Origin of the sequence: Aeromonas tecta, from assembly GCF_000820185.1 — a bacterium.
Taxonomy (GTDB): Bacteria; Pseudomonadota; Gammaproteobacteria; order Enterobacterales; family Aeromonadaceae; genus Aeromonas; species Aeromonas tecta.
In genome coordinates this window covers 363,817-382,327 of the sequence record NZ_CDCA01000028.1, presented here as the reverse complement: position 1 = coordinate 382,327, position 18,511 = coordinate 363,817, and the positions used below count along the sequence as shown (strand labels likewise).

Here is an 18,511-nt window from a genome sequence, read left to right as displayed (position 1 = left end):
GATTCAAATTGTTAAAGAGCAGGGTCGATAACTATAACCCTCACTGGTTTGCTTTGCAAGCCAGACCAGACGCGCACTGCGCCGTGCTGATGGGGTCGCATTATAGGGGCTTGGTTCTTTCTGACAAGCAAAAACTATGTGTTTTTTTGAGAAAAGCGTTCAAGTGTTTAATCAACAACCAGTTCGTACAAACTAGCAGCAAGACGGGACTCAAAGGTGATCAAAATAGTACCGGATTGACCGATGCTGACAGGATTAGCTCTCTGTAGCGGGTACCTATATAGGAGAGATAGATCACATGTAATAGAAAAGGGCCCATTGGGCCCTTTCAATCTCGCTATCGCGACAGATCAGATGGAGAAACTGGAACCACAGCCACAGGTAGTCGAGGCGTTGGGGTTGGTCACGATAAAACGGGAACCTTCCAGACCTTCGGTGTAGTCCACGCTGCCACCGACCAGATACTGCAGACTCATGGGATCGATCACCATGGTGACGCCGCTCTTCTCGACAACGGTATCCCCGTCGTTGATCTTCTCGTCAAAAGTGAAACCGTACTGGAAACCGGAGCAGCCCCCCCCAGTGATATAGACCCGCAGCTTGAGCTCGGGATTTTCTTCTTCGGTAATCAAGGTCTTTACCTTGTTCGCCGCCGCATCCGTCATCTGGATTGGCAACGGGGCTTCTGCTACTGCACTCATCACTGACCTCACAACCGTTAAGTCCACTAACATGGAAACCGTGAAATTATCCAATACCCGACCATTCAGTTCAAGTATTCACCACGCTTCTTACTGAACGGCTGGCAAGGGAGCGGGTTGAGCCACCAGCGGTTTGAGTACCTCGCTCCACTCGATCAGTAGCTCCTGAGCGGGTTGCCGGCCTTCTTTGGCTATAGTGATGCGTATCCGATCCGGGATAAAGCCTTCCGGCAATTGCCAGTTCCCTTCCAATAACTGGAAGTAGCGCAAGGCATAACGCCCCTCACCCACCTTCATACCCAACTCCCGGCCACTGAGGGTCTTGGGTTTGTCCGCGAGACTGCCTTCCACCTTTATCTGTACCTGGCCGCGAAACAGCTCGCGCTTCTTGGCCGGCTGGGTCAGGGCCAGACGATAGTGGTAACGACCGGGCACACTGGTCTCCTGCAGGGTCAGGTTGTCGATGACCACCCCCACCTGCTCGCCGGTGGGCCTCATGATCCGCTCAAAGAAGGCCAGCTGGCGTTTTTGCTCCTGCACCTGCGCCTCCTGATCCTTGAGCGTCAGTTGCAATTGTTCGAAGGCCGCCTTCTGGGTCGCCAGCAAGGTCTCTTTAATTCCCAGATCCGTCTTGAGCTGACCAATGGCCTTGCTTTGACGCTCCAGAGTCTCTTGCTGCACCGTCAACAGGCTGCCCTGGGCCAGCTCCTGTCGATTACCAACGAAATAACCGATGATCGCCCCCACTATCAGCACGACCAATACCTTCACGATTCGGGACATAGGGCCTCTTTATGACTGCGCCGCACCACGGCCACTCTCCCCTCACTATACGCGACATCATCTGATTGATGCGGGCAAACAAGGAGTTAACCAGCGGTCACGCTGCTCTCTCCCCGCTTTTGACGCGCAGCAAGCCGTAAAGTTCGCTCCAGGATCTGGGAATAGATGGGGCGCCCGCCCAACCATTGCGCCACCAGGGTAGCCCCTATGGTGGTGATCATCATGGGCAGGATCAGCTGATAGTTGTCGGTCATCTCGGTCACCAACACGATGCCGGTGATGGGGGCCCGCACCGTCGCGGCGAACAGCGCCCCCATGCCGGCGATGGCGAAGGCGCCCGGCTCGATGCCAAGCTCGGGAAAGGCCGCATGAAACAGATGACCAAACACCACCCCGAACAGGGTACCGAGTGCCAGAGTCGGGGCAAAGACCCCGCCGGGGGCGCCGGAGCAGAAACAGATCAGGGTCGCAATCAACCTGACCGAGAAGATGAGGAACAGGGTCGCCATCGCATACTCGCTGCCCAGCAGGTGCGGGATCAGCTCGGTACCACCACCGGTGAGCGAGGGGGCGAACAGCGACAATACGCCGAAGGTGCCCGCCACCAGCATGCCGATGGCGACGAAACGGTGACGCTTGTTCTGGTGCAGCGCCAGGTAACCGTCCTGACAGGCGAGAACCAGCTTGTTGAAGACAAATCCCAGCACGCCGAAACAACCGCCCATAAAGAGGAACAGCCAGAGCGCCTTCAGGGCGGGGGCATCGTAATGAGGCAGGCTTATCACCGGCCCCTGCCCCTTCATGTTTTGCAGCATCAGGGTCGCCATGACGGCGGAGATCCCCACCGCCTTGATGGCGAGGAAGGAGTAACGAAACTGGGGCCGCATCTCCTCCATCACGAACAGGATCCCGGCAAGGGGGGCGTTGAAGGCAGCGGCGAGACCACCGGCCGCCCCTGCCGCCAGCAGGGCATGACCATGCTCCTTGGGCAGCCGGAAGATATCCGCCACCATCTTGCCGAGGTTGCCGCCGATCTGCACCGAGGGCCCCTCCCGTCCCAGCACCATGCCGGAGCTCAGGGTACAGATGCCACCGAAGAACTTGACCGGCAGCACCCGCCACCAGCGCACCGGCCGCAGATCGTCCATGGCCCCTTCAATTTCGGGGATGCCGGAGCCGCCCGCCTCGGGGGCGAAGGTATGAGTGAGGAAATAGCCGACGAAGCCGAGCAGGGCGCTGAAGCCAAATCCCAGCAGGCCGAGCTGCCACCAGGGTCGATCCGCCAATAGGCTGATGCGCTGCGCCATCACCCAGTGCACACCCGATTCAAACAGCCCGCACACCAGACCGGCCAAGAGACCCACCAGGGCCGCCAATAGCAGTACCAGCAGTGGCATTTTATCCTGCTGAATAAGTCGTTGAAGACCGAGTCTGCGGCGCGGGAGCGGTGACTCAGCAGGAGAAGTAGATTGTTGCACCATGAGAAACCATATTCATCTAGCAAGGTTTGAAAACACCCGGCCTCGGCTCGGCTGCCCAGCACAGGGCCTTTCTGCTATAGTCGGCCCGTTTCATGTGCCACGGGGCAGGCCAGAGGCCCGGGTAACGAGAGCGCAAAGCATACTCCACCCCCCGCAGGCTGCCGAGCCGCATTCGGCCATCTTCCCCGGTACGACCACCAAAATCCCATTAAGGATGATCCATGTCAAAATCAGATCAGCTGTTTGAACAGGCCCGCCAGACCATTCCGGGTGGCGTCAACTCCCCGGTCCGCGCCTTCAACGGGGTCGGTGGCACGCCCCGCTTCATCGACCACGCCGACGGCGCCTATCTCTATGATGTGGATGGTCAGGCCTATGTGGACTACATCGGTTCCTGGGGCCCCATGTTGCTCGGCCACAACCACCCCGCCATCAAGGCCGCCGTCATCCAGGCGGTGGAGAAGGGACTGAGCTTCGGCGCCCCCACCGAGATCGAGGTGCTGATGGCCGAGAAGGTGCGCCAGATTGTCCCCTCCATGGAGCAGGTACGGATGGTCAACTCCGGCACAGAGGCCACCATGAGCGCCATCCGCCTGGCCCGTGGCTACACCGGCCGCGACAAGATCGTCAAATTCGAAGGCTGCTACCACGGCCACGCCGATTCCCTGCTGGTGAAGGCCGGCTCCGGCGCTCTCACCCTGGGCCAGCCCAACAGCCCGGGCGTGCCGGCGGATTTCGCCAAGCACACCCTGACCTGCGTGTTCAACGATCTGGCGTCGGTGCGCGACACCTTCAATCAGTACGGCAGCGAGATCGCCTGCATCATCGTCGAACCAGTGGCGGGCAACATGAACTGTATTCCGCCGGTCCCCGGTTTCCTGGAAGGACTGCGCGCCATCTGTGACGAGGCCGGTGCCCTGCTGATCCTGGACGAAGTGATGACAGGTTTCCGCGTCTCCCTGCGCGGCGCCCAGGGCCACTACAATATCGAGCCGGATCTCACTACCCTCGGCAAGATCATCGGCGCCGGCATGCCAGTGGGCGCCTTCGGTGGCAAGAAGAAAGTGATGCAACACATAGCGCCGACCGGGCCTGTCTATCAGGCGGGCACCCTGTCTGGCAACCCGGTGGCCATGGCCGCCGGCCTCGCCATGCTGGATCTGCTGCAAGAGCCTGGCCTGTATGAACAGCTGAGCGCCAAGACCACCCAGGTGGCGGAAGGACTGAAGGCAGCGGCCGCCAAGCACGGTATCCCGCTCGCCATCACCCATGTGGGCGGCATGTTCGGCTTCTTCTTCACCGATGAAGCCGAGATCACCCGCTATGAACAGGTGACTCGCTGCGACATGGAACGCTTCAAGCGCTTCTACCACCTCATGCTGGAAGAAGGCGTCTACCTGGCGCCGAGTGCCTACGAGGCAGGCTTCCTGTCCCTGGCCCACGGCGACAAGGAGATAGCGCACACCCTGGCCGCCGCCGATCGCAGCTTCGCCAAGCTGGCGGGTTAATCCCAGTCCATATAAAGAAGGGCCCTCGCAGGGCCCTTTTCGTTTTTATGCTTTAGCCCTGCTCCAGACGAGCACAGAACCCTGCCCTCACGCCCCATGCTGGTGCGCACTTCTCCCCTTCCCGCTGGTTTTGCCATCCCTTGGTGCAGCAAGCACTCCCCTGATTGTCATAAAGCGGGCCCACTATTTGCACTAGCTCAGGCAGGAGCCCACTTGACCGAGGTGTGTATGGCAGAGATGAGCCCCATCGATGTGCTGCGGCGCTATCAGGAATACGAGACCGAGCTGACCCCCCTGCTGCTGGGGCTGCTCACCCTGCCTCAGGAATCCCTCAAGGATTATCCCTTCGTGCAGACCATAGGTCTGAGCCAGGCAGCGCCGACCATACTGGCCCCCATCCCCGCCCCGCAGGCACAGCTGAAACTGGTGGTGCAGGGCCATGGCCGTGAACTCGGCATCAACCTGCATCAGCTGATTGCCTGGTTGATGGGGGACAGGGAGCGGCGCCGCGCCATCCCCTGGTTCAGGGCCGTTTACGTGGTGCTTAGCTTTGCGCTGTTTCTCATCGTCGCGACCCTGATCTGGCACGGGCTGGAGCAGCTCTACCTCCTGCTGTGCGGCACCCAGCAGAACCGGCTCGGCGCCTTCAGCGCCATCATCTTCCTGACCCTGGCGCTGGCGGTGTTCGATCTCGGCAAGACCATATTGGAAGAGGAGGTGTTGCTGCATAAGGACATCTTTCGCCACAGCGCCATTCGCCGCACCATCACCCGCTTCATCGCCGCCATCCTGATCGCGGTCTCCATCGAGGGGTTGTTGCTGCTGTTCAAGGGGTCGCTCGGCCAGAACGAGTTGCTCTGGCCGGCGGTGGGGGTGATGGGATGTGCGGTGGGCTTGCTGCTGGCGCTGGGGCTCTATGTCTTCCTGGGCGCCAAGGCCGAGGCCGCGCTGGTACAGGCTAGCCTGCGGCGCCCGCCAGCTGAGGTTGAGACTGACGGCGCCCCGCCCGCCAGGAGGCATACATGGTCCAGGAGGTATAGATGACCACGAAGGCCACCAGCCATTTCAGCATCTCCATGTTCATGGACTGCACCAGCTGCGCGGCCAGCACCACCCCGATGGGGCCGAAGATGGCCACCGCCAGCACGGCCTTGGCATCGAAGGCCCCCTTGCGAATGAAGGTGCCCGCCGAGAAGACGCTGAGCACGGCGGTGGATCCCATCATGATGGGGAAGGCCGCCATGGGGTTCATCCCCAGCAGATAGACCAGGGTCATGCAGGGGGCGAACAGGCCGATGCCGACATTCATCAAGACCCCGAAGATGAAGTTGCCGAGTAGCGCTATCCCGAGCTTGTAGCCGGTCAGCCCCATGGCCTCGCCGCCGAGGGGGAAGAGCCCCAACAGGCCGGCGAAGATGAGCCCGGCCACCACCAGCAGGGAGACCGCCATCACCAGCCGTATGGTCTGCCGGTCAAACCCGGCGACGCGCCTCGCCCCCCAGGCGGCACCGGCTGCTGCTGCCGCCATCATGCTGATGAGGGTGAGCGGATCCACCTTGACCGCGCCGATGAAGATGAGGGACTGGGTCACGGTCGGCAGCACGCACTGGCCGTTGAGGGTACCGGGCAGCAGGCGATCATCGATCAGCTTGAACTGCTTGTAGCAGGCGGTCTTCACCGCGAAGCTGCCGACCCCCAGGGTATCGAGAAAGTTGGCCACAAAACCTATGCCCGCCACCGGCCAGAACGGGGTGGGCTCCAGCTCGCCCTTGCGCCGTTTATGATACCAGGCGTGGATCAACATGAAGATAAAGACCAGGGCGCAGCCGATGAACAGCAGGCGTAGCAGATTGATTAACATTGGGGTTCTCCAGCAAGGGCGGCGATTCTAAAGGAGAGCCGCGCAAAAGGCTTGAGCCAGGACAGGTATTTTCCAACAAAAACGGTTCGCACCGCATGATGGTGAGAGTGCGAACTCGAACGACGCTGACCATACTCATTGATGAGGGCGCGAGCCCGGGTTCATCGGTCGTAGTGATGGTCCTTTCGCGACGACCAACAGTCGCCGATGGTGCATAACCAAAAGAAGGCGGTTTATACCGGCCTTCTTTTTTATTGCGCGGCGCTCAGCCGCAAGGGACGCGGCCATCAGCGCAACCAGCGCGGCAACCTGAGTGCGAAGCGCTCGATCAGGCGATCCGACAGCGGTGTCAGCAACAACAACGGCAGGCAGAGCAGGGCGAGGCAGAGCGCGCCGACGTAGACATCCGTCAGCCAGTGGGCACCAGCGAGAATGCGGGGGGCCGAGAACAGGGGCACCATCAGCACGGCACTAACCGCCGCCCAGCGCGGCAGATAGCGCAGGGCGAAACCGGCGAAGATCATCAGAAACAGGGCATGATCGCCGGGGAAACTGTCGCCGGCGGAGTCCTTGGTCGGGATGCTACTGAGCTCGGTAAGCCGCAGTGCCCCCTCCACCATCAGGGTGGGGCTGGGGCGGCTGACCGGCAGCAGGTGGCCAAACTGGTTGATAACCAAGGCCCCCAGCAACATGACCAGGCCCATCGCCACCAGGCGGCGGCGATCCTGCTCATCCGCCCCGAAGAAGCAGATTGCCAGGATCGCGCCCATGCAAGCCAGCGTGGCCAGATCGAACAGCCGGTTATTGGTGATGGCGACCAGGTTGGCCCAGCATGGGGATTCGGCCAGCCAGCCGTTGACCAGCTGGAAGATGACAAGATCCCATCGATCCCAGGGACCATGACCCGGCAAGACGGCCCAGCTGATGGCGAGCAGGCCCCCGACCAGATAGAAAGGTAGCAATTTGCTCATGCCGAGCCTCCCCTCAAAAAGGCTCATGTTAAAACAGAAAATTCGTGAGTTGAATCACAAAAATGTAAAGTTTCATACAGGAAACACATTCTGCCGAATCTTGTACGGGCGGTCTTGCCCGACATAGAACTCGGTACAGTGCTGCCGCCTTGGCGCATCCCCGACTTGCGGCTAGTATGGCCACTCTCTTCAATCAGGATGATGACTATGCGCAGTTACCTTCGCATGATGCTGTTTGCACTCGGGTTGTTGGCGGGGGTGCAGATACCGGGCTTGGTCGATCTCTATTACCAGCGACTGGATGCGCGCCTGCAGCAGGCCAGCCTCAGTCTGGCCCCCTTCCAGCGCACCGCGGATCAGCACTTCGGCGGCGATCTCGATGCCCTGGTCAACCATTACCGCACCAACCCGGATCCTGTCTTTGCCCAGGATGCCACCAGCCTGCTGCATCTGGTGAGTCAGCAGCAGCGCCTGCAGCAGGAGAACGCCTTCCAGGGCAAGCCCTGGTATCAGCAGCTGTCCCATCTGCTGTGGCAAGCGGATCCCCAGCTCTGGCAGGACACCCTGCAAAACTACAGCTACGTGGTGCCCCTCAAGCAGGCCGCCATCTTCTGCGGCATGACGGTGGGTCTGCTCGCGTCCCTGGCGGGCGATCTGCTACTCACACTTCTACTGCTGCCCTTCCGTGCCCGCCAACCCGCGCCTCGTCGCAGCCTGCGCTGAGCCGGGAGCCCTCAATCTGACACCAAAAAGGGGCCTGATGGCCCCTTTTTAACGGGTCTGATCTCCCTATTCGAAGGGTTCGAGATAGGCCTGAATCGCCTTCTTCAACCAGGCGAGTACCTTGCCGTGGTGAGCATTCTCCGACAGATAGACCCCGTAATCGCGCCATTGCAGGCTGAACTTGTGCTTCAGGGTCAACAGCTCCCCCTGGCGCAGTTGGCTCTGGATCAGCGGTGACGGCAGTACAGCCCAGCCGAGCCCATCGAGCACCGCATCGCGCATCAACTCGAAGCTGGACAGGCCGATGTGCTGCCCGCCGATGGGCAACAGGCTCTTGAGGGAGAACTCGTCAACGTAGGAGAGGGTGACCTGGGTGTGACCGGTCAAATCCTGCTGCAGCACCCGTTTCAGGCTCGCCAGCGGGTGACTCGGCGCCACCACCATCAGGGTGCGGATCGGGTTGAGCACATCGATATTGAGACCACTGCGCTCCTGCTCCTCGGTGATGAGGCCGAAGGCGGCGTCCACAAAGCCCTCTTCGACCAGGGCGGGCAACTCCGGGGGCGACGCCAGCACCAGCGAGATACTGGTGCCGGGGAACTGACGGCGCAGAGTACCCAGCATGTCGCGCCAGACCGATTCCGGGATGGCGTCGTCCCGCGCCACCCGCAGCGCCACCTCGGCCCCCGAGGCATGGTGCTCGCACTTGAGTTGCAGGCTGTTGGCCGCCTGCAACAGTCGCTTGCAGTCGTCCAGCACCTGTTCACCTATCTCGGTCAGCCGGCTCCGGTTTGCCCCTCGTTCAAAAAGGTCGACGCCAAGCTCGACTTCCAGCGCGGCGATCGCCGTGCTGACCGCGCTGCGACTCTTGCCAAGCCGCCTGGCTGCATTGGCGATAGAGCCACTGTCTGCTGATTCTACAAAGAGTTGTATCTGATTAAGCTTCATAACGGCGGCTGACTGCGGAGTATCCGATCTCTACCTTAGCTTGCCCGCTGGGCGTGAGGCAAACCCTTGGCGTCTGATTAATCGATGCTCAGCGACACCAACGCCTCAATTTGCCACGGCTATCATTCCCTGGTCGCAGCAACAAAAGGATCGTTATATGTTATTCAGTCGCATGCTTTTGGCCCGGATTTTTCTGACCGGTGCCATTCTGACCGAGGTCGTCGGTACCTCCTCCATGGCCTTCATTCCCGACAACGAGGCGAGCTGGCTCAACTATCTGCCCATGTGGATACTGATCGCCCTCTCCTATCTGATGTTGGCCAAAGCCGCCAAAACAATTTCCATTGGTATTGCGTTCGCCTTGTGGGAGGGGCTGGGGATAGGGCTCATCACCCTCGTCTCCATGCTGTTTCTGGATTACGACATCAGCACTCAGGAGCTGATCGGCCTGGCGCTGGCAATAGTGGGCATTGTTATGGTGACGATGGGCGAGACCCATGACGAGGTCGCACCGCCCAGCAAGCAGCAGGAGGCCGTATGCACCCATTGATCATCGTACTGGGCGCGGCCTTGCTGGACATAGGCGCCAACATGGCCATCAACCGCTCGGTCGGCTTTCGCTACAAGGGCTGGGGCTTTCTCGGCATCCTGCTGGTGCTGTGCGCCTTCACCCTGCTCTCCGAGGCGGTGAGCACCGGCAAGATAGATCTCGCCATCGCCTATGCCACCTGGGGCGCCATCGGCATCCTCGGTACCGCACTCGGCGGCCTGCTGCTGTTTGGCGAGCGGCTCAAACCCATCGGCTGGGCTGGCATTCTGGTGATGGCGCTGGCCGTGGCGCTGCTGACCACCGCATGATCCACTCAGAAATGGCATGAAAAAAGCCGCCCGGTTTGCCGGGCGGCTTTTTATCAGTCAAAGAGACAAGTAAAACATCACAAAACAGACTAACTCTCTACCTCATACAGCTCCAATGGCAGGTCATCCGGATCGGCGAAGAAGGTAAAGCGCCGACCGGTCAGCTCGTCCACCCTGACTGCCTCCACCTCGATCCCGTGCTGTTGCAGGTGAGCGATGACCTTATCCAGATCTCCCACCCGAAATGCCAGGTGGCGCAGGCCGCAGGCCTCCGGCCTTGAGGGCCGCGCCGGGGGCGTCGGGAAGCTGAACAACTCCAGCTGGCTGCCATCAGGCAGTGCCAGATCCAGTTTCCAGGATTGGCGCGCCTCGCGCAGGGTCTCATTGATGATGGGCAGCCCCAGCACCTGATGATAGAAGTGGCGCGAGCGCGCATAGTCGCTGGCGATGATGGCCACATGGTGGATGCCATCAAAGAGGGGAACCGTCATATCCACTCCATAACAACGGGCGGCCAGGCCGCCCGTCTCGTTAGTTGAAGAAACCGCTGAACCAGTTATCCAGCGCGTTGGCCGGGTTGGCGACAGGACTGGCGCAGCTCATGGGCTCGCCCAACCCGGCCAGCTTGGCCGGCACCTGCATGCTGCCGGGGCAATCGCTGGCAACTCGGACGCCGCTGGTACGGGAGAAGTTGGCCCAGCTCACCCCTTCCGGCATGTTCAGCGCCAGGCTGTTGACTCCGCGCTGGCTCATGTAGCCACTGAACAGCTGCAGAGCGCCGCTGGCACCGGTCAGCCCGGCCGGGGTGTTGTCGTCGCGGCCCACCCAGATGCTCACCAGTTCGTTGTTGTCGAGCCCGGTAAACCAGGAGTCACGCAACTCGTTGGTGGTCCCTGTCTTGGCGGCCATGGTGGCCCCGGGGAACTTGGCGCTCAGGGCGCGGGCCGTGCCCTGACTCACCGTCTTGGACATGGCGAACAGGGTCAGCCAGCTGGCCTGGGGATCCGCCACTCGCTTGGCGGCCTGATCGTGCTGATAGAGCAGGCTGCCATCGCTGTTGATCACCGCACGGATGGCCGACAGCGGCTGGGTCAGCCCCTGGTTGGCGATGGGCAGATACATCTGGTTCACCTCCATCGGTGACAGCGCCACCGCCCCCAGCACCAGCGACGGATAGGGTTGGATCTCCTGCTCCACCCCCAGCTTGTGCAGGGTGTCGACCACCTTGTCCAGCCCCACCTGCAGACCGAGGTTGACGGTCGGCACGTTGAGGGAGCTGGCCAGCGCCTCCATCAGCGGCACACTCTGGCGGAACTTGCGATCGTAGTTCTGGGGCGTCCAGACTTGGCCATCCTGGCCGCGAATGCGAATAGGTTGATCCTTGAGTGGCGTGCCCAAAGTCAGGCCGTTGGAGAGACCGGTGAGATAGACCGCCGGCTTGACCAGGGAGCCTATCTGACGGCGGGCATCCAGCGCGCGGTTGAAGCCGGCGTAGCGCGGATCCCGGCCACCCACCATGGCGACCACTTCCCCCTTGTGCCAGTCGGAGACCACCATGGCCGCCTCCAGCTTCTTTTTGCCACGCTGCTTCTCGATGGTGGCCAGACCCGACTGCACCGCCTGCTCGGCGGCATGCTGGGCGATGGGATCCAGGCTGGTGAAGATCTTGAGGCCGGACTGCTTGAGCAGATCCGGGCCGAAGCGGCTCTGGATCTCGCGCTTGAGCAGGCCCATGAAGGCCGGGGTGCGGCCATAGCTCATCTGACCACGGGTGATGATGCCAAGGGGCTGCTTGCTGGCCAGCTCATACTCGGCCGGTTGCAGGCTGCCGTGATCCATCAACAGCTTGAGTACCAGATCCCGGCGTGCCTTGGCCCGATCCGGGAAGCGCCAGGGATCGTAATAGGAGGGGCCCTTCACCATGCCCACCAGCAGGGCCACCTGATCGATGTCCAGCTCGTTGACCGGGATGCCGAAGTAGAAGTAAGAGGCGAGCCCGAAGCCATAGACCCCTTGCGAGAAGTTCTGCCCCAGATAGACCTCGTTGAGGTAGGCCTCCAGGATCTCGTCCTTGCTGTAGCGATAATCGATCAGCACCGCCATGTAGGCTTCCTGGGCCTTGCGCCACAGGCTGCGCTCGCGGGTCAGGAAGAAGTTCTTGGCCAGCTGCTGGGTGAGGGTACTGCCGCCCTGCACGGTGCGACCGGCCAGCACGTTGGCAACCATGGCTCGCATGATGGCCACCGGCGAGACGCCGCCGTGCTGGTAGAAGTCTCTATCCTCGGTGGTGAGCAGGGTGATCAGCAGGCTGTCCGGCACCTCGGCGATGCGCACCAGCAGGCGATCCTCCCGATCCTCGGTGTTGAGTCGGTCGAGCAACACCGGGTCCATCTGGGCGTAACCGAGCTGGCGCTGGTTCTCCAGGGACTGGATCCCCTCCAGCCGTGCGCCGTTGAAGGTCAGCCGCAAACCACGGGCCCCGTCGGCACCGTCCGAGAAGGCAAACGGACGGCGGATCAGCTCGATCTTGTTGCCGTTGACCGCATATTCCCCCGGGGTGTGCGGCTGGCGAACCTGCTTGTAGCTCAACATGTTGAGCTCGCGCATCATCTGGGCCTGGGAGAGGCGCTGGCTGGGGTAGAGCTCCAGCGGACGGCTATAGACCATCACCGGCAACTGCCACTTCTCGCCGTCGAAGCGCTCGCGTACCTTGGTATCGAGGTAGATGCCAAATACCACCATGAAGGCCCCCACCACCAGGGACAGCTTGAAGCCAAGCCAGAACAGCTTGCGCCAAAGGGTGCCTTTGGGCGCCGCCTTCTTGGGGGTACGCTTGCGTTGTTGCGTTGCCATAAATCCTCTTTGCCTTTCCTTTCTACTTTGTAATGTCGTGTTCGCGCTCGTCCGAGTACGCCGCTGCGCGGCTTATCGAACCAACGGCCGGGCACTCAATACCCGTTATTCCTGCAATCCCATCCGCTTCTTGGTGACCTTGGTCGGCATCGCCTCCAGCGGGTTGTCCGGCCAATAGTGGCGGGGATAGCGCCCCTTCATCTCTTTTTTCACCAGCGCGTAGGAGCCGGCCCAGAAGGCGGCGAGATCCGCGGTGATCTGCAGCGGCCGCTGGGCCGGGGAGAGCAGCTCCACCACCAGCGCCACCCGGCCATCGGCCACGCAGGGGGTACTGGCCTGGCCGAACATCTCCTGGATGCGCACCGGGATCACCGGCGCCTGACCCGGCTGATAGCGAATGCGCACCCGGCTGCCGGTGGGGGCGGTAAAGTGGCTCGGCAGCGCCTCGTCCAGCCGCTTGGGCAGTGGCCAGGGCAAGGACTGGCGCAGTATATCAGACAGCTTGAGCCGCTTGAGCTGCTCCAGTCGGGTCATGCCCGCCACCGCGGGCAACAGCCACTCTTCCAGCCGAGCCAGCAGGCTCTCCTCGTCCATGGCAGGCCACCCCTCGTCCGGCAACCAGTCGGCGGCGCAGCGCAGCCGGGCAAGCAATCCTTCGCTGCTCTCATCCCAGGACAGCACGTGTAGCCCCTTGCGGCGAATGCCTTGCAGCAGGCAGCGCCCCTTCTGCTCGTCCGACAACTCGGTCAGCGGACGCTGGCTCAGTACCAGTTCGCCGAGCACCTGCTGGCGCTCGGCGCGCACCCGCTCTTCGCGCTCGTCCCAGTCAAACCACTGCCGTTCGCTCACCAGCTCGGGCAGCAAACGTACCAGCTCGTCCAACTCCACCGGCTCGGCGATGAAGATGCGGCTGCCGCGCTCATTCTGGCCCATCTCCACGGCGACGATCGCCGCTTGTCCCTGACAGGGGTGACCTTCTACCAGATCGCAGCTCACCCCACCACTGAGCTGATAACGGCTGGCACTGCGCAACTTGCCGATCCTGTCCGGCCAGGCGAGGGCGCAGAGCAGCCCCAACCATTGGCCCTGAGCCTGCCCGGGGCGCACGCCGAGCCGCTCAAACCAGCGGGCGGCGCCCTGGCGCAGGGCCCCCAGGCGGCGATGGAACAGCACAGACAGGCGCTCCGATCCTCGCAGATCTTCTTCCAGCAGCGCCACCAGATAAGCGGCATCGGCGACAATCCCTGTCAGACCCTCTGTCTCCAGCGCCCGGGCGCGCAGCAACAGCCGCGCCAGCCGGGGGTGGGTACCGAAGGCCGCCATGGCCCGCCCCTGAGGGGTAAGTTGTTGATCCGCTTCAGGCTGCATGGCGCCGAGCGCCACCAACAAGCGCTGGGCGCTGGCCACGGCGGCGGCAGGGGGCGAGTCCAACAAGGGCAGGCTCTCCACCCTGGCGCCCCACTGGGCGGCATCCAGCAGCAGACCGGTCAGCTCCTGGGTCAGGATATCGGGCGGGCTCTGCTCGGCGAGGCGATCCTGCACCTCGCTGCTCCACAGCCGGTAGCAGACGCCAGGGCCGAGACGGCCGGCGCGGCCGGCCCGCTGGGTGGCGGAGGCTCTGGCAATCTGGCGGGTCTCCAGCCGGGTGACCCCACTTTTCAGATCGAAGGAGGCGCGCCGCTCCAGCCCGCTGTCGATGACGACCGAGACCCCTTCGATGGTGAGGGAGGTTTCCGCCACATTGGTGGTGAGCACCAACTTGCGGCTGCCCGCCGGCGCTGGCTCGATGGCGGCCTGCTGGGCCGCCATGTCGAGGCGGCCATAGAGCGGGGCGAGGCGCACATCGTCCGGCAACCGCCCCTCCAACCATTGCGCCAGCCGCTCTATCTCCCCCTGCCCCGGCAGGAATACCAGGGCACTGCCGGCGTGACTGGCCAGCGCCTCCAACACCACGGCGCCCACCTGTGGCTCCAGCCACTGCTGGCGATTGGCGGGGCGATAGTGGTAGTCGATGGGAAAGCCGCGCCCCTCGGAACGGATGACCGGCGCATCCGGCAGAAGGCTCTCCAGCGCCATGCCATCCAGGGTGGCGGACATGATCAGCAGCTTGAGATCGTCTCGCAGCCCCTGTTGACTCTCAATGGCGAAGGCCAGAGCAGTGTCGGCATGCAGGCTGCGCTCGTGGAACTCATCGAAGATCACCAGCGAGACGCCCGCGAGCTCGGGGTCTTGCTGCAGCATCCGGGTCAGCACCCCTTCGGTGACGATCTCGAGCCGGGTCTTGGCACTGACCCTACTCTCGCCGCGCACCCGCAGCCCGATGCGATCTCCCACCTTCTCCCCCAGCTGGCGGGCCAGGAAGCTGGCGATGTTGCGCGCCGCCAGCCGGCGTGGCTCCAGCATGATGATGCGACCGTGCAACCGGTGCTGGCGCACCAGCTCCAGCGGCAGCAGGGTCGACTTGCCCGCGCCGGGGGGCGCCTGCAGGATCACGCTGGCATGAGTGTCGATGGCATCAAACAGCTCGGGCAGCACCGAAACGATGGGGAGTTGGGACAAAGCGGCGAGAACCTTCTGTGGTGACCTTAAAAGCGGCGTCTATTCTGCCATAGCATCTGCTGCCACCGTGAGTGGATCGCGCCGGCGAGACAGGAGCCGGCTGGCTGCCATAGAATGGGGGCAATCCCTGCGCGCAACGAGGCCAGATTACCCGCATGCCAAGACTCTTCTTCGCCCTGCCCCTGCACGAGCTCGCCCCCACCCTGACCGAGTGGCGTGAACAGCGCCCCTGGCCCGGTCTGCCGGTGCCGGCGGCCAATCTGCACCTGACCCTGGCCTTTCTCGGCGATGCCGACGAGGTCACCCTGGCCCGGCTGATGGCCGCCGCCGAGCGTCAACACTGCCCGCCACTGAGCATCCGGCTGGATCAGACCGGTTGGTTCAACCGTGCCAAGGCCGCCTGGGTGGGGCCGCGCGAGTGGCCGAACGAGTTGAATGTGCTGGCCAAGGCCCTGCGCCGCCACGGTGAGAAACTGGGACTTGGCAATGGCGAGCAGGGCTATCGTCCCCACGTCACCCTGTCGCGCAAGGCGAGCGAAGCCCCCGCCGAGCTGCCGGCGCCGGATCTGGTGCTGCAGGCCGATAGCTTCTGCCTCTATCAGTCCGTCAGCACCCCGGTGGGGGTTCAATACGAGCCGCTTGCCTGCTGGCCCCTGCGGGCCCGCAGCAAGGCCGCCGAAGCAGCACCGAGCGAGCAGCCGGTCTGATGCATATCGCTTCCCCTGCGCTATCCGGCCCACGGATTGGCCACCCGCCACACCAAGACACCATAGAGAACAGAGCCCCATGATCTTCGATCCCCCTTTGCAATCCGGCCTGCTGGTCTCCCGCTATAAACGCTTCCTGACCGACGTGCAGCTCGACAGTGGCGAGACCATCACCATCCACTGCGCCAACACCGGTGCCATGACCGGCTGCGCCGAGCCGGGCACCCGGGTCTGGTATTCCACCTCAAACAACCCCAAGCGCAAGCTGGCCCACAGCTGGGAGATCGCCGAAAGCCCGGCGGGCCACTTCATCTGCGTCAACACCGCGCGGGCCAACCAGATTGCCAAAGAGCTGATCGAGCAAGGGCAGCTTGCCCCGCTGACGGGGTACGCCAGGCTGCGTACCGAGGTGAAATATGGCGAAGAGAACAGCCGCATCGATCTGCTGCTGGAAGATGATGACAAGCCGAGCTGCTACATCGAGGTCAAGTCCGTGACCCTTCTCGACGAGCGGGAACAGCCTGGCATGGGTTACTTCCCCGATGCGGTCACCACCCGCGGCGCCAAGCACTTGCGTGAATTAATGGCCATGAAGGCGGCAGGCCACAGAGCTGTGTTGTTATTCATGGTGTTGCACTCGGGGATCGCGCGGATGCGTCCGGCAGCCCATATAGATCCGCACTATAGTCAGCTTATTGATCAAGCCATGGCGGCAGGGGTTGAAATTTTATGCTATCGCCCCCATGTTGGGGTCCAGAGCATGGTGGCTCAAAGCTTTATTCCGTTTGAATCTGACCACCTGCAACCCGAGGGCAGCGAATAAATGCTGGGATGGGTAACATTATTGGTAAGGCTTGTTTGCCTCCAGTTGACCCTTCTGCTATAGATACCGCCCTCAATTTACGGATGGCACGAGTCGCGTGCTGAATTAGGAGACAGGGCATGCCAACAGGCGAAAACAGGAAATCTCTGGGCCCCCTGGCCATTGCGGGTGTCGAGCCTTACCAGGTCAAAGCCGGTGAGGAGTACATGAATGACCAACAGAAGGTTCATTTCCGCAAGATCCTGGGAGCCTGGCGTAACCAACTGATGCAGGAAGTTGACCGCACCGTTGACCACATGAAGGATGAGGCTGCCAATTTCCCGGATCCAGTCGATCGCGCCGCGCAGGAAGAAGAGTTCGCGCTCGAGCTGCGCACCCGCGACCGTGAACGCAAGCTGATCAAGAAGATCGAGAAGACCTTGCTGCTCCTCGAAGAAGACGACTTTGGTTACTGCGAACATTGCGGTATCGAAATTGGTATTCGTCGCCTGGAAGCCCGTCCGACTGCCGACCTCTGTGTCGACTGCAAGACGCTGGCTGAAATCAAGGAAAAGCAGATGGCTGGCTGATGCCGACCCTCGACATAGACAGAAAAAGGGAGCTTGCGGGCTCCCTTTTTTATTGAGCTTTCAGCACCACAGTCCCAGAATGTTGCCTCAATGCACCGCCCACCCGAATCTCCATGGTCATGACTCCAGCTTCCTCGCCCCGCACGCAACCCTATGTCGGCCGTTTTGCCCCCTCCCCTTCGGGCCCGCTCCACTTTGGCTCGCTGATTGCCGCCCTCGGCAGCTTCTTGCAGGCCAGGTCGCAAGCGGGACGCTGGCTGGTACGCATCGAAGACATAGATCCGCCGCGGGAGATGGTCGGCGCCAGTGAGCTTATCCTCCGCACCCTGGAGGCCCATGGCCTCTACTGGGATGGGGAAGTGATGTTCCAGAGTCAGCGCCACGGCCGCTATGACGAGATCATCGAGCGACTCTACCGGGCGGGAGATCTCTACTGGTGCCGCTGCACCCGGCGCGAGATCATGGCCGCTGGTGGCTTCTATGGCGGTCACTGCCGCAGCCTGGGGCTGCCGCCAGAGGAGTGCGCCGCCCGGCTGCGCCAACATAGGCCCGTCTACCATTTCGACGATGCGCTGCAAGGCCGCATCGCGGTGCCTGCCGAACTGGCGGAGGAGGACTTCATCGTTCGCCGCCGGGACGGGCTCTACGCCTATAACCTGGCGGTAGTGGTGGATGACATGGACAGCGGTATTACCGAGATAGTGCGCGGCGCCGATCTGCTGGAGCCCACGGTGCGCCAGATTGCACTCTACCAGACCCTGGGAGCCACCGTGCCCGACTGGGTACATTTGCCGCTGGCGGTGCTGGCCGATGGCAACAAGCTCTCCAAGCAGAACCACGCCCCGGCACTGGCGCTGGACGAGGTGCGACCGGCGCTGTGGCAGGCGCTCGCCTTCCTCGGCCAGCGCCCACCCGCCGAGCTGATGGCCTGTACCATCGAGGAGATGATCGGCTGGGGAATCGCACACTGGCGGCTGGATAGGGTTCCCCGCCAACAGAAGTTGGCCCTGGAAACCAAGTAAAGGGAGCGCTCTCGTTTTTACCTGGCCAGAGCCAAACTGAGGGTACTGACCACACAGTTTCTCATTTGGTCAAGCCTGAGCTAGATGAAGAGACCGCTCAATTTTTTAGACAAGCAGGTCCAAACCAGGTGAGCAGACCGCACA

General features: G+C 62.2%; 19 protein-coding genes. 10 read left to right on the top strand and 9 right to left on the bottom strand.

Annotation, left to right across the window (positions count from 1 at the left end; genetic code table 11):
- The coding region (locus BN1137_RS22885) for a hypothetical protein (protein WP_232306942.1) at window positions 1-269 on the top strand (269 nt) is incomplete at its 5' end.
- Between the two features lie 81 nt (window positions 270-350).
- Here the strand turns inward: BN1137_RS22885 and erpA are convergent.
- The 3 genes from erpA to clcA all read right to left on the bottom strand — a co-directional run bounded on the left by erpA (window position 351) and on the right by clcA (window position 2,965).
- Window positions 351-701, bottom strand: coding sequence for an iron-sulfur cluster insertion protein ErpA (gene erpA, locus BN1137_RS13545; protein WP_050719108.1), 351 nt, complete (start codon window positions 699-701; stop codon window positions 351-353).
- Between the two features lie 90 nt (window positions 702-791).
- A complete protein-coding gene (locus BN1137_RS13540; protein ID WP_050719107.1) occupies window positions 792-1,484 on the bottom strand; it encodes a DUF6776 family protein in 693 nt (230 codons plus the stop codon).
- 86 nt (window positions 1,485-1,570) lie between these two features.
- A complete protein-coding gene (gene clcA / locus BN1137_RS13535; protein ID WP_050719106.1) occupies window positions 1,571-2,965 on the bottom strand; it encodes a H(+)/Cl(-) exchange transporter ClcA in 1,395 nt (464 codons plus the stop codon).
- A gap of 221 nt (window positions 2,966-3,186) precedes the next feature.
- Between clcA and hemL the strand changes: the two genes are divergently transcribed.
- Together hemL and BN1137_RS13525 are read left to right on the top strand one after the other, a co-directional pair.
- Entirely contained in the window at window positions 3,187-4,473 is a 1,287-nt protein-coding gene (gene hemL / locus BN1137_RS13530) for a glutamate-1-semialdehyde 2,1-aminomutase (protein ID WP_050719105.1), read from the top strand.
- 228 nt (window positions 4,474-4,701) lie between these two features.
- Window positions 4,702-5,517: a hypothetical protein gene (locus BN1137_RS13525; protein ID WP_050719126.1), complete on the top strand. Its 816-nt coding sequence runs from the start codon at window positions 4,702-4,704 to the stop codon at window positions 5,515-5,517.
- Here the strand turns inward: BN1137_RS13525 and BN1137_RS13520 are convergent.
- Together BN1137_RS13520 and BN1137_RS13515 are read right to left on the bottom strand one after the other, a co-directional pair.
- On the bottom strand, window positions 5,432-6,334 hold the full coding sequence (locus BN1137_RS13520) for a sulfite exporter TauE/SafE family protein (RefSeq protein ID WP_050719104.1): 903 nt from the start codon (window positions 6,332-6,334) through the stop codon (window positions 5,432-5,434). The two genes, BN1137_RS13525 and BN1137_RS13520, sit on opposite strands and share 86 nt — an antisense overlap.
- A gap of 287 nt (window positions 6,335-6,621) precedes the next feature.
- The gene (locus BN1137_RS13515) at window positions 6,622-7,305 is read right to left on the bottom strand and encodes a phosphatase PAP2 family protein (RefSeq protein WP_050719103.1); all 684 of its coding nucleotides are present in this window, start codon (window positions 7,303-7,305) and stop codon (window positions 6,622-6,624) included.
- Window positions 7,306-7,512: 207 nt separating this feature from the next.
- On the opposite strand from BN1137_RS13515, the gene BN1137_RS13510 reads away from it, so the two are divergent.
- A complete protein-coding gene (locus tag BN1137_RS13510; RefSeq protein WP_050719102.1) occupies window positions 7,513-8,028 on the top strand; it encodes a DUF2937 family protein in 516 nt (171 codons plus the stop codon).
- A gap of 66 nt (window positions 8,029-8,094) precedes the next feature.
- On the opposite strand, the gene BN1137_RS13505 is transcribed toward BN1137_RS13510, so the two are convergent.
- Complete coding sequence (locus BN1137_RS13505; protein ID WP_050719101.1) at window positions 8,095-8,976, bottom strand: LysR family transcriptional regulator; 882 nt, start codon at window positions 8,974-8,976, stop codon at window positions 8,095-8,097.
- Between the two features lie 157 nt (window positions 8,977-9,133).
- On the opposite strand from BN1137_RS13505, the gene BN1137_RS13500 reads away from it, so the two are divergent.
- Window positions 9,134-9,526, top strand: a complete 393-nt coding sequence (locus BN1137_RS13500; RefSeq protein WP_050719100.1) for an SMR family transporter — start codon at window positions 9,134-9,136, stop codon at window positions 9,524-9,526.
- Window positions 9,514-9,834, top strand: coding sequence for an SMR family transporter (locus tag BN1137_RS13495; RefSeq protein WP_050719099.1), 321 nt, complete (start codon window positions 9,514-9,516; stop codon window positions 9,832-9,834). The genes BN1137_RS13500 and BN1137_RS13495 overlap by 13 nt, the downstream gene beginning before the upstream one ends.
- 89 nt (window positions 9,835-9,923) lie before the next feature.
- Here the strand turns inward: BN1137_RS13495 and gloA2 are convergent, their stop codons facing one another.
- The 3 genes from gloA2 to hrpB form a co-directional block, all read right to left on the bottom strand.
- Window positions 9,924-10,325: an SMU1112c/YaeR family gloxylase I-like metalloprotein gene (gene gloA2, locus BN1137_RS13490; protein WP_050719098.1), complete on the bottom strand. Its 402-nt coding sequence runs from the start codon at window positions 10,323-10,325 to the stop codon at window positions 9,924-9,926.
- Between the two features lie 40 nt (window positions 10,326-10,365).
- Complete coding sequence (mrcB, locus tag BN1137_RS13485) at window positions 10,366-12,687, bottom strand: penicillin-binding protein 1B (protein WP_050719097.1); 2,322 nt, start codon at window positions 12,685-12,687, stop codon at window positions 10,366-10,368.
- Between the two features lie 105 nt (window positions 12,688-12,792).
- On the bottom strand, window positions 12,793-15,246 hold the full coding sequence (hrpB, locus tag BN1137_RS13480; RefSeq protein WP_050719096.1) for an ATP-dependent helicase HrpB: 2,454 nt from the start codon (window positions 15,244-15,246) through the stop codon (window positions 12,793-12,795).
- 155 nt (window positions 15,247-15,401) lie between these two features.
- Between hrpB and thpR the strand changes: the two genes are divergently transcribed.
- The 4 genes from thpR (at window position 15,402) to gluQRS (ending at window position 18,367) form a co-directional block, all read left to right on the top strand.
- On the top strand, window positions 15,402-15,953 hold the full coding sequence (gene thpR, locus BN1137_RS13475; protein WP_050719095.1) for an RNA 2',3'-cyclic phosphodiesterase: 552 nt from the start codon (window positions 15,402-15,404) through the stop codon (window positions 15,951-15,953).
- 79 nt (window positions 15,954-16,032) lie between these two features.
- Window positions 16,033-16,776, top strand: a complete 744-nt coding sequence (gene sfsA / locus BN1137_RS13470; protein WP_050719094.1) for a DNA/RNA nuclease SfsA — start codon at window positions 16,033-16,035, stop codon at window positions 16,774-16,776.
- A gap of 119 nt (window positions 16,777-16,895) precedes the next feature.
- Window positions 16,896-17,345 (top strand): RNA polymerase-binding protein DksA, encoded by a 450-nt coding sequence (dksA, locus tag BN1137_RS13465; RefSeq protein WP_005329052.1) that lies wholly within the window; start codon window positions 16,896-16,898, stop codon window positions 17,343-17,345.
- 113 nt (window positions 17,346-17,458) lie between these two features.
- Window positions 17,459-18,367, top strand: coding sequence for a tRNA glutamyl-Q(34) synthetase GluQRS (gluQRS, locus tag BN1137_RS13460; RefSeq protein WP_050719093.1), 909 nt, complete (start codon window positions 17,459-17,461; stop codon window positions 18,365-18,367).
- The last annotated feature ends 144 nt before the right edge of the window (window positions 18,368-18,511 follow it).

Coding starts and splice junctions, on each gene's coding strand:
- erpA (WP_050719108.1), bottom strand. CDS start 701: ATGAGTGCAGTAGCAGAAGCCCCGTTGCCAATCCAGATGACGGATGCG.
- BN1137_RS13540 (WP_050719107.1), bottom strand. CDS start 1,484: ATGTCCCGAATCGTGAAGGTATTGGTCGTGCTGATAGTGGGGGCGATC.
- clcA (WP_050719106.1), bottom strand. CDS start 2,965: ATGGTGCAACAATCTACTTCTCCTGCTGAGTCACCGCTCCCGCGCCGC.
- hemL (WP_050719105.1), top strand. CDS start 3,187: ATGTCAAAATCAGATCAGCTGTTTGAACAGGCCCGCCAGACCATTCCG.
- BN1137_RS13525 (WP_050719126.1), top strand. CDS start 4,702: ATGGCAGAGATGAGCCCCATCGATGTGCTGCGGCGCTATCAGGAATAC.
- BN1137_RS13520 (WP_050719104.1), bottom strand. CDS start 6,334: ATGTTAATCAATCTGCTACGCCTGCTGTTCATCGGCTGCGCCCTGGTC.
- BN1137_RS13515 (WP_050719103.1), bottom strand. CDS start 7,305: ATGAGCAAATTGCTACCTTTCTATCTGGTCGGGGGCCTGCTCGCCATC.
- BN1137_RS13510 (WP_050719102.1), top strand. CDS start 7,513: ATGCGCAGTTACCTTCGCATGATGCTGTTTGCACTCGGGTTGTTGGCG.
- BN1137_RS13505 (WP_050719101.1), bottom strand. CDS start 8,976: ATGAAGCTTAATCAGATACAACTCTTTGTAGAATCAGCAGACAGTGGC.
- BN1137_RS13500 (WP_050719100.1), top strand. CDS start 9,134: ATGTTATTCAGTCGCATGCTTTTGGCCCGGATTTTTCTGACCGGTGCC.
- BN1137_RS13495 (WP_050719099.1), top strand. CDS start 9,514: ATGCACCCATTGATCATCGTACTGGGCGCGGCCTTGCTGGACATAGGC.
- gloA2 (WP_050719098.1), bottom strand. CDS start 10,325: ATGACGGTTCCCCTCTTTGATGGCATCCACCATGTGGCCATCATCGCC.
- mrcB (WP_050719097.1), bottom strand. CDS start 12,687: ATGGCAACGCAACAACGCAAGCGTACCCCCAAGAAGGCGGCGCCCAAA.
- thpR (WP_050719095.1), top strand. CDS start 15,402: ATGCCAAGACTCTTCTTCGCCCTGCCCCTGCACGAGCTCGCCCCCACC.
- sfsA (WP_050719094.1), top strand. CDS start 16,033: ATGATCTTCGATCCCCCTTTGCAATCCGGCCTGCTGGTCTCCCGCTAT.
- dksA (WP_005329052.1), top strand. CDS start 16,896: ATGCCAACAGGCGAAAACAGGAAATCTCTGGGCCCCCTGGCCATTGCG.
- gluQRS (WP_050719093.1), top strand. CDS start 17,459: ATGGTCATGACTCCAGCTTCCTCGCCCCGCACGCAACCCTATGTCGGC.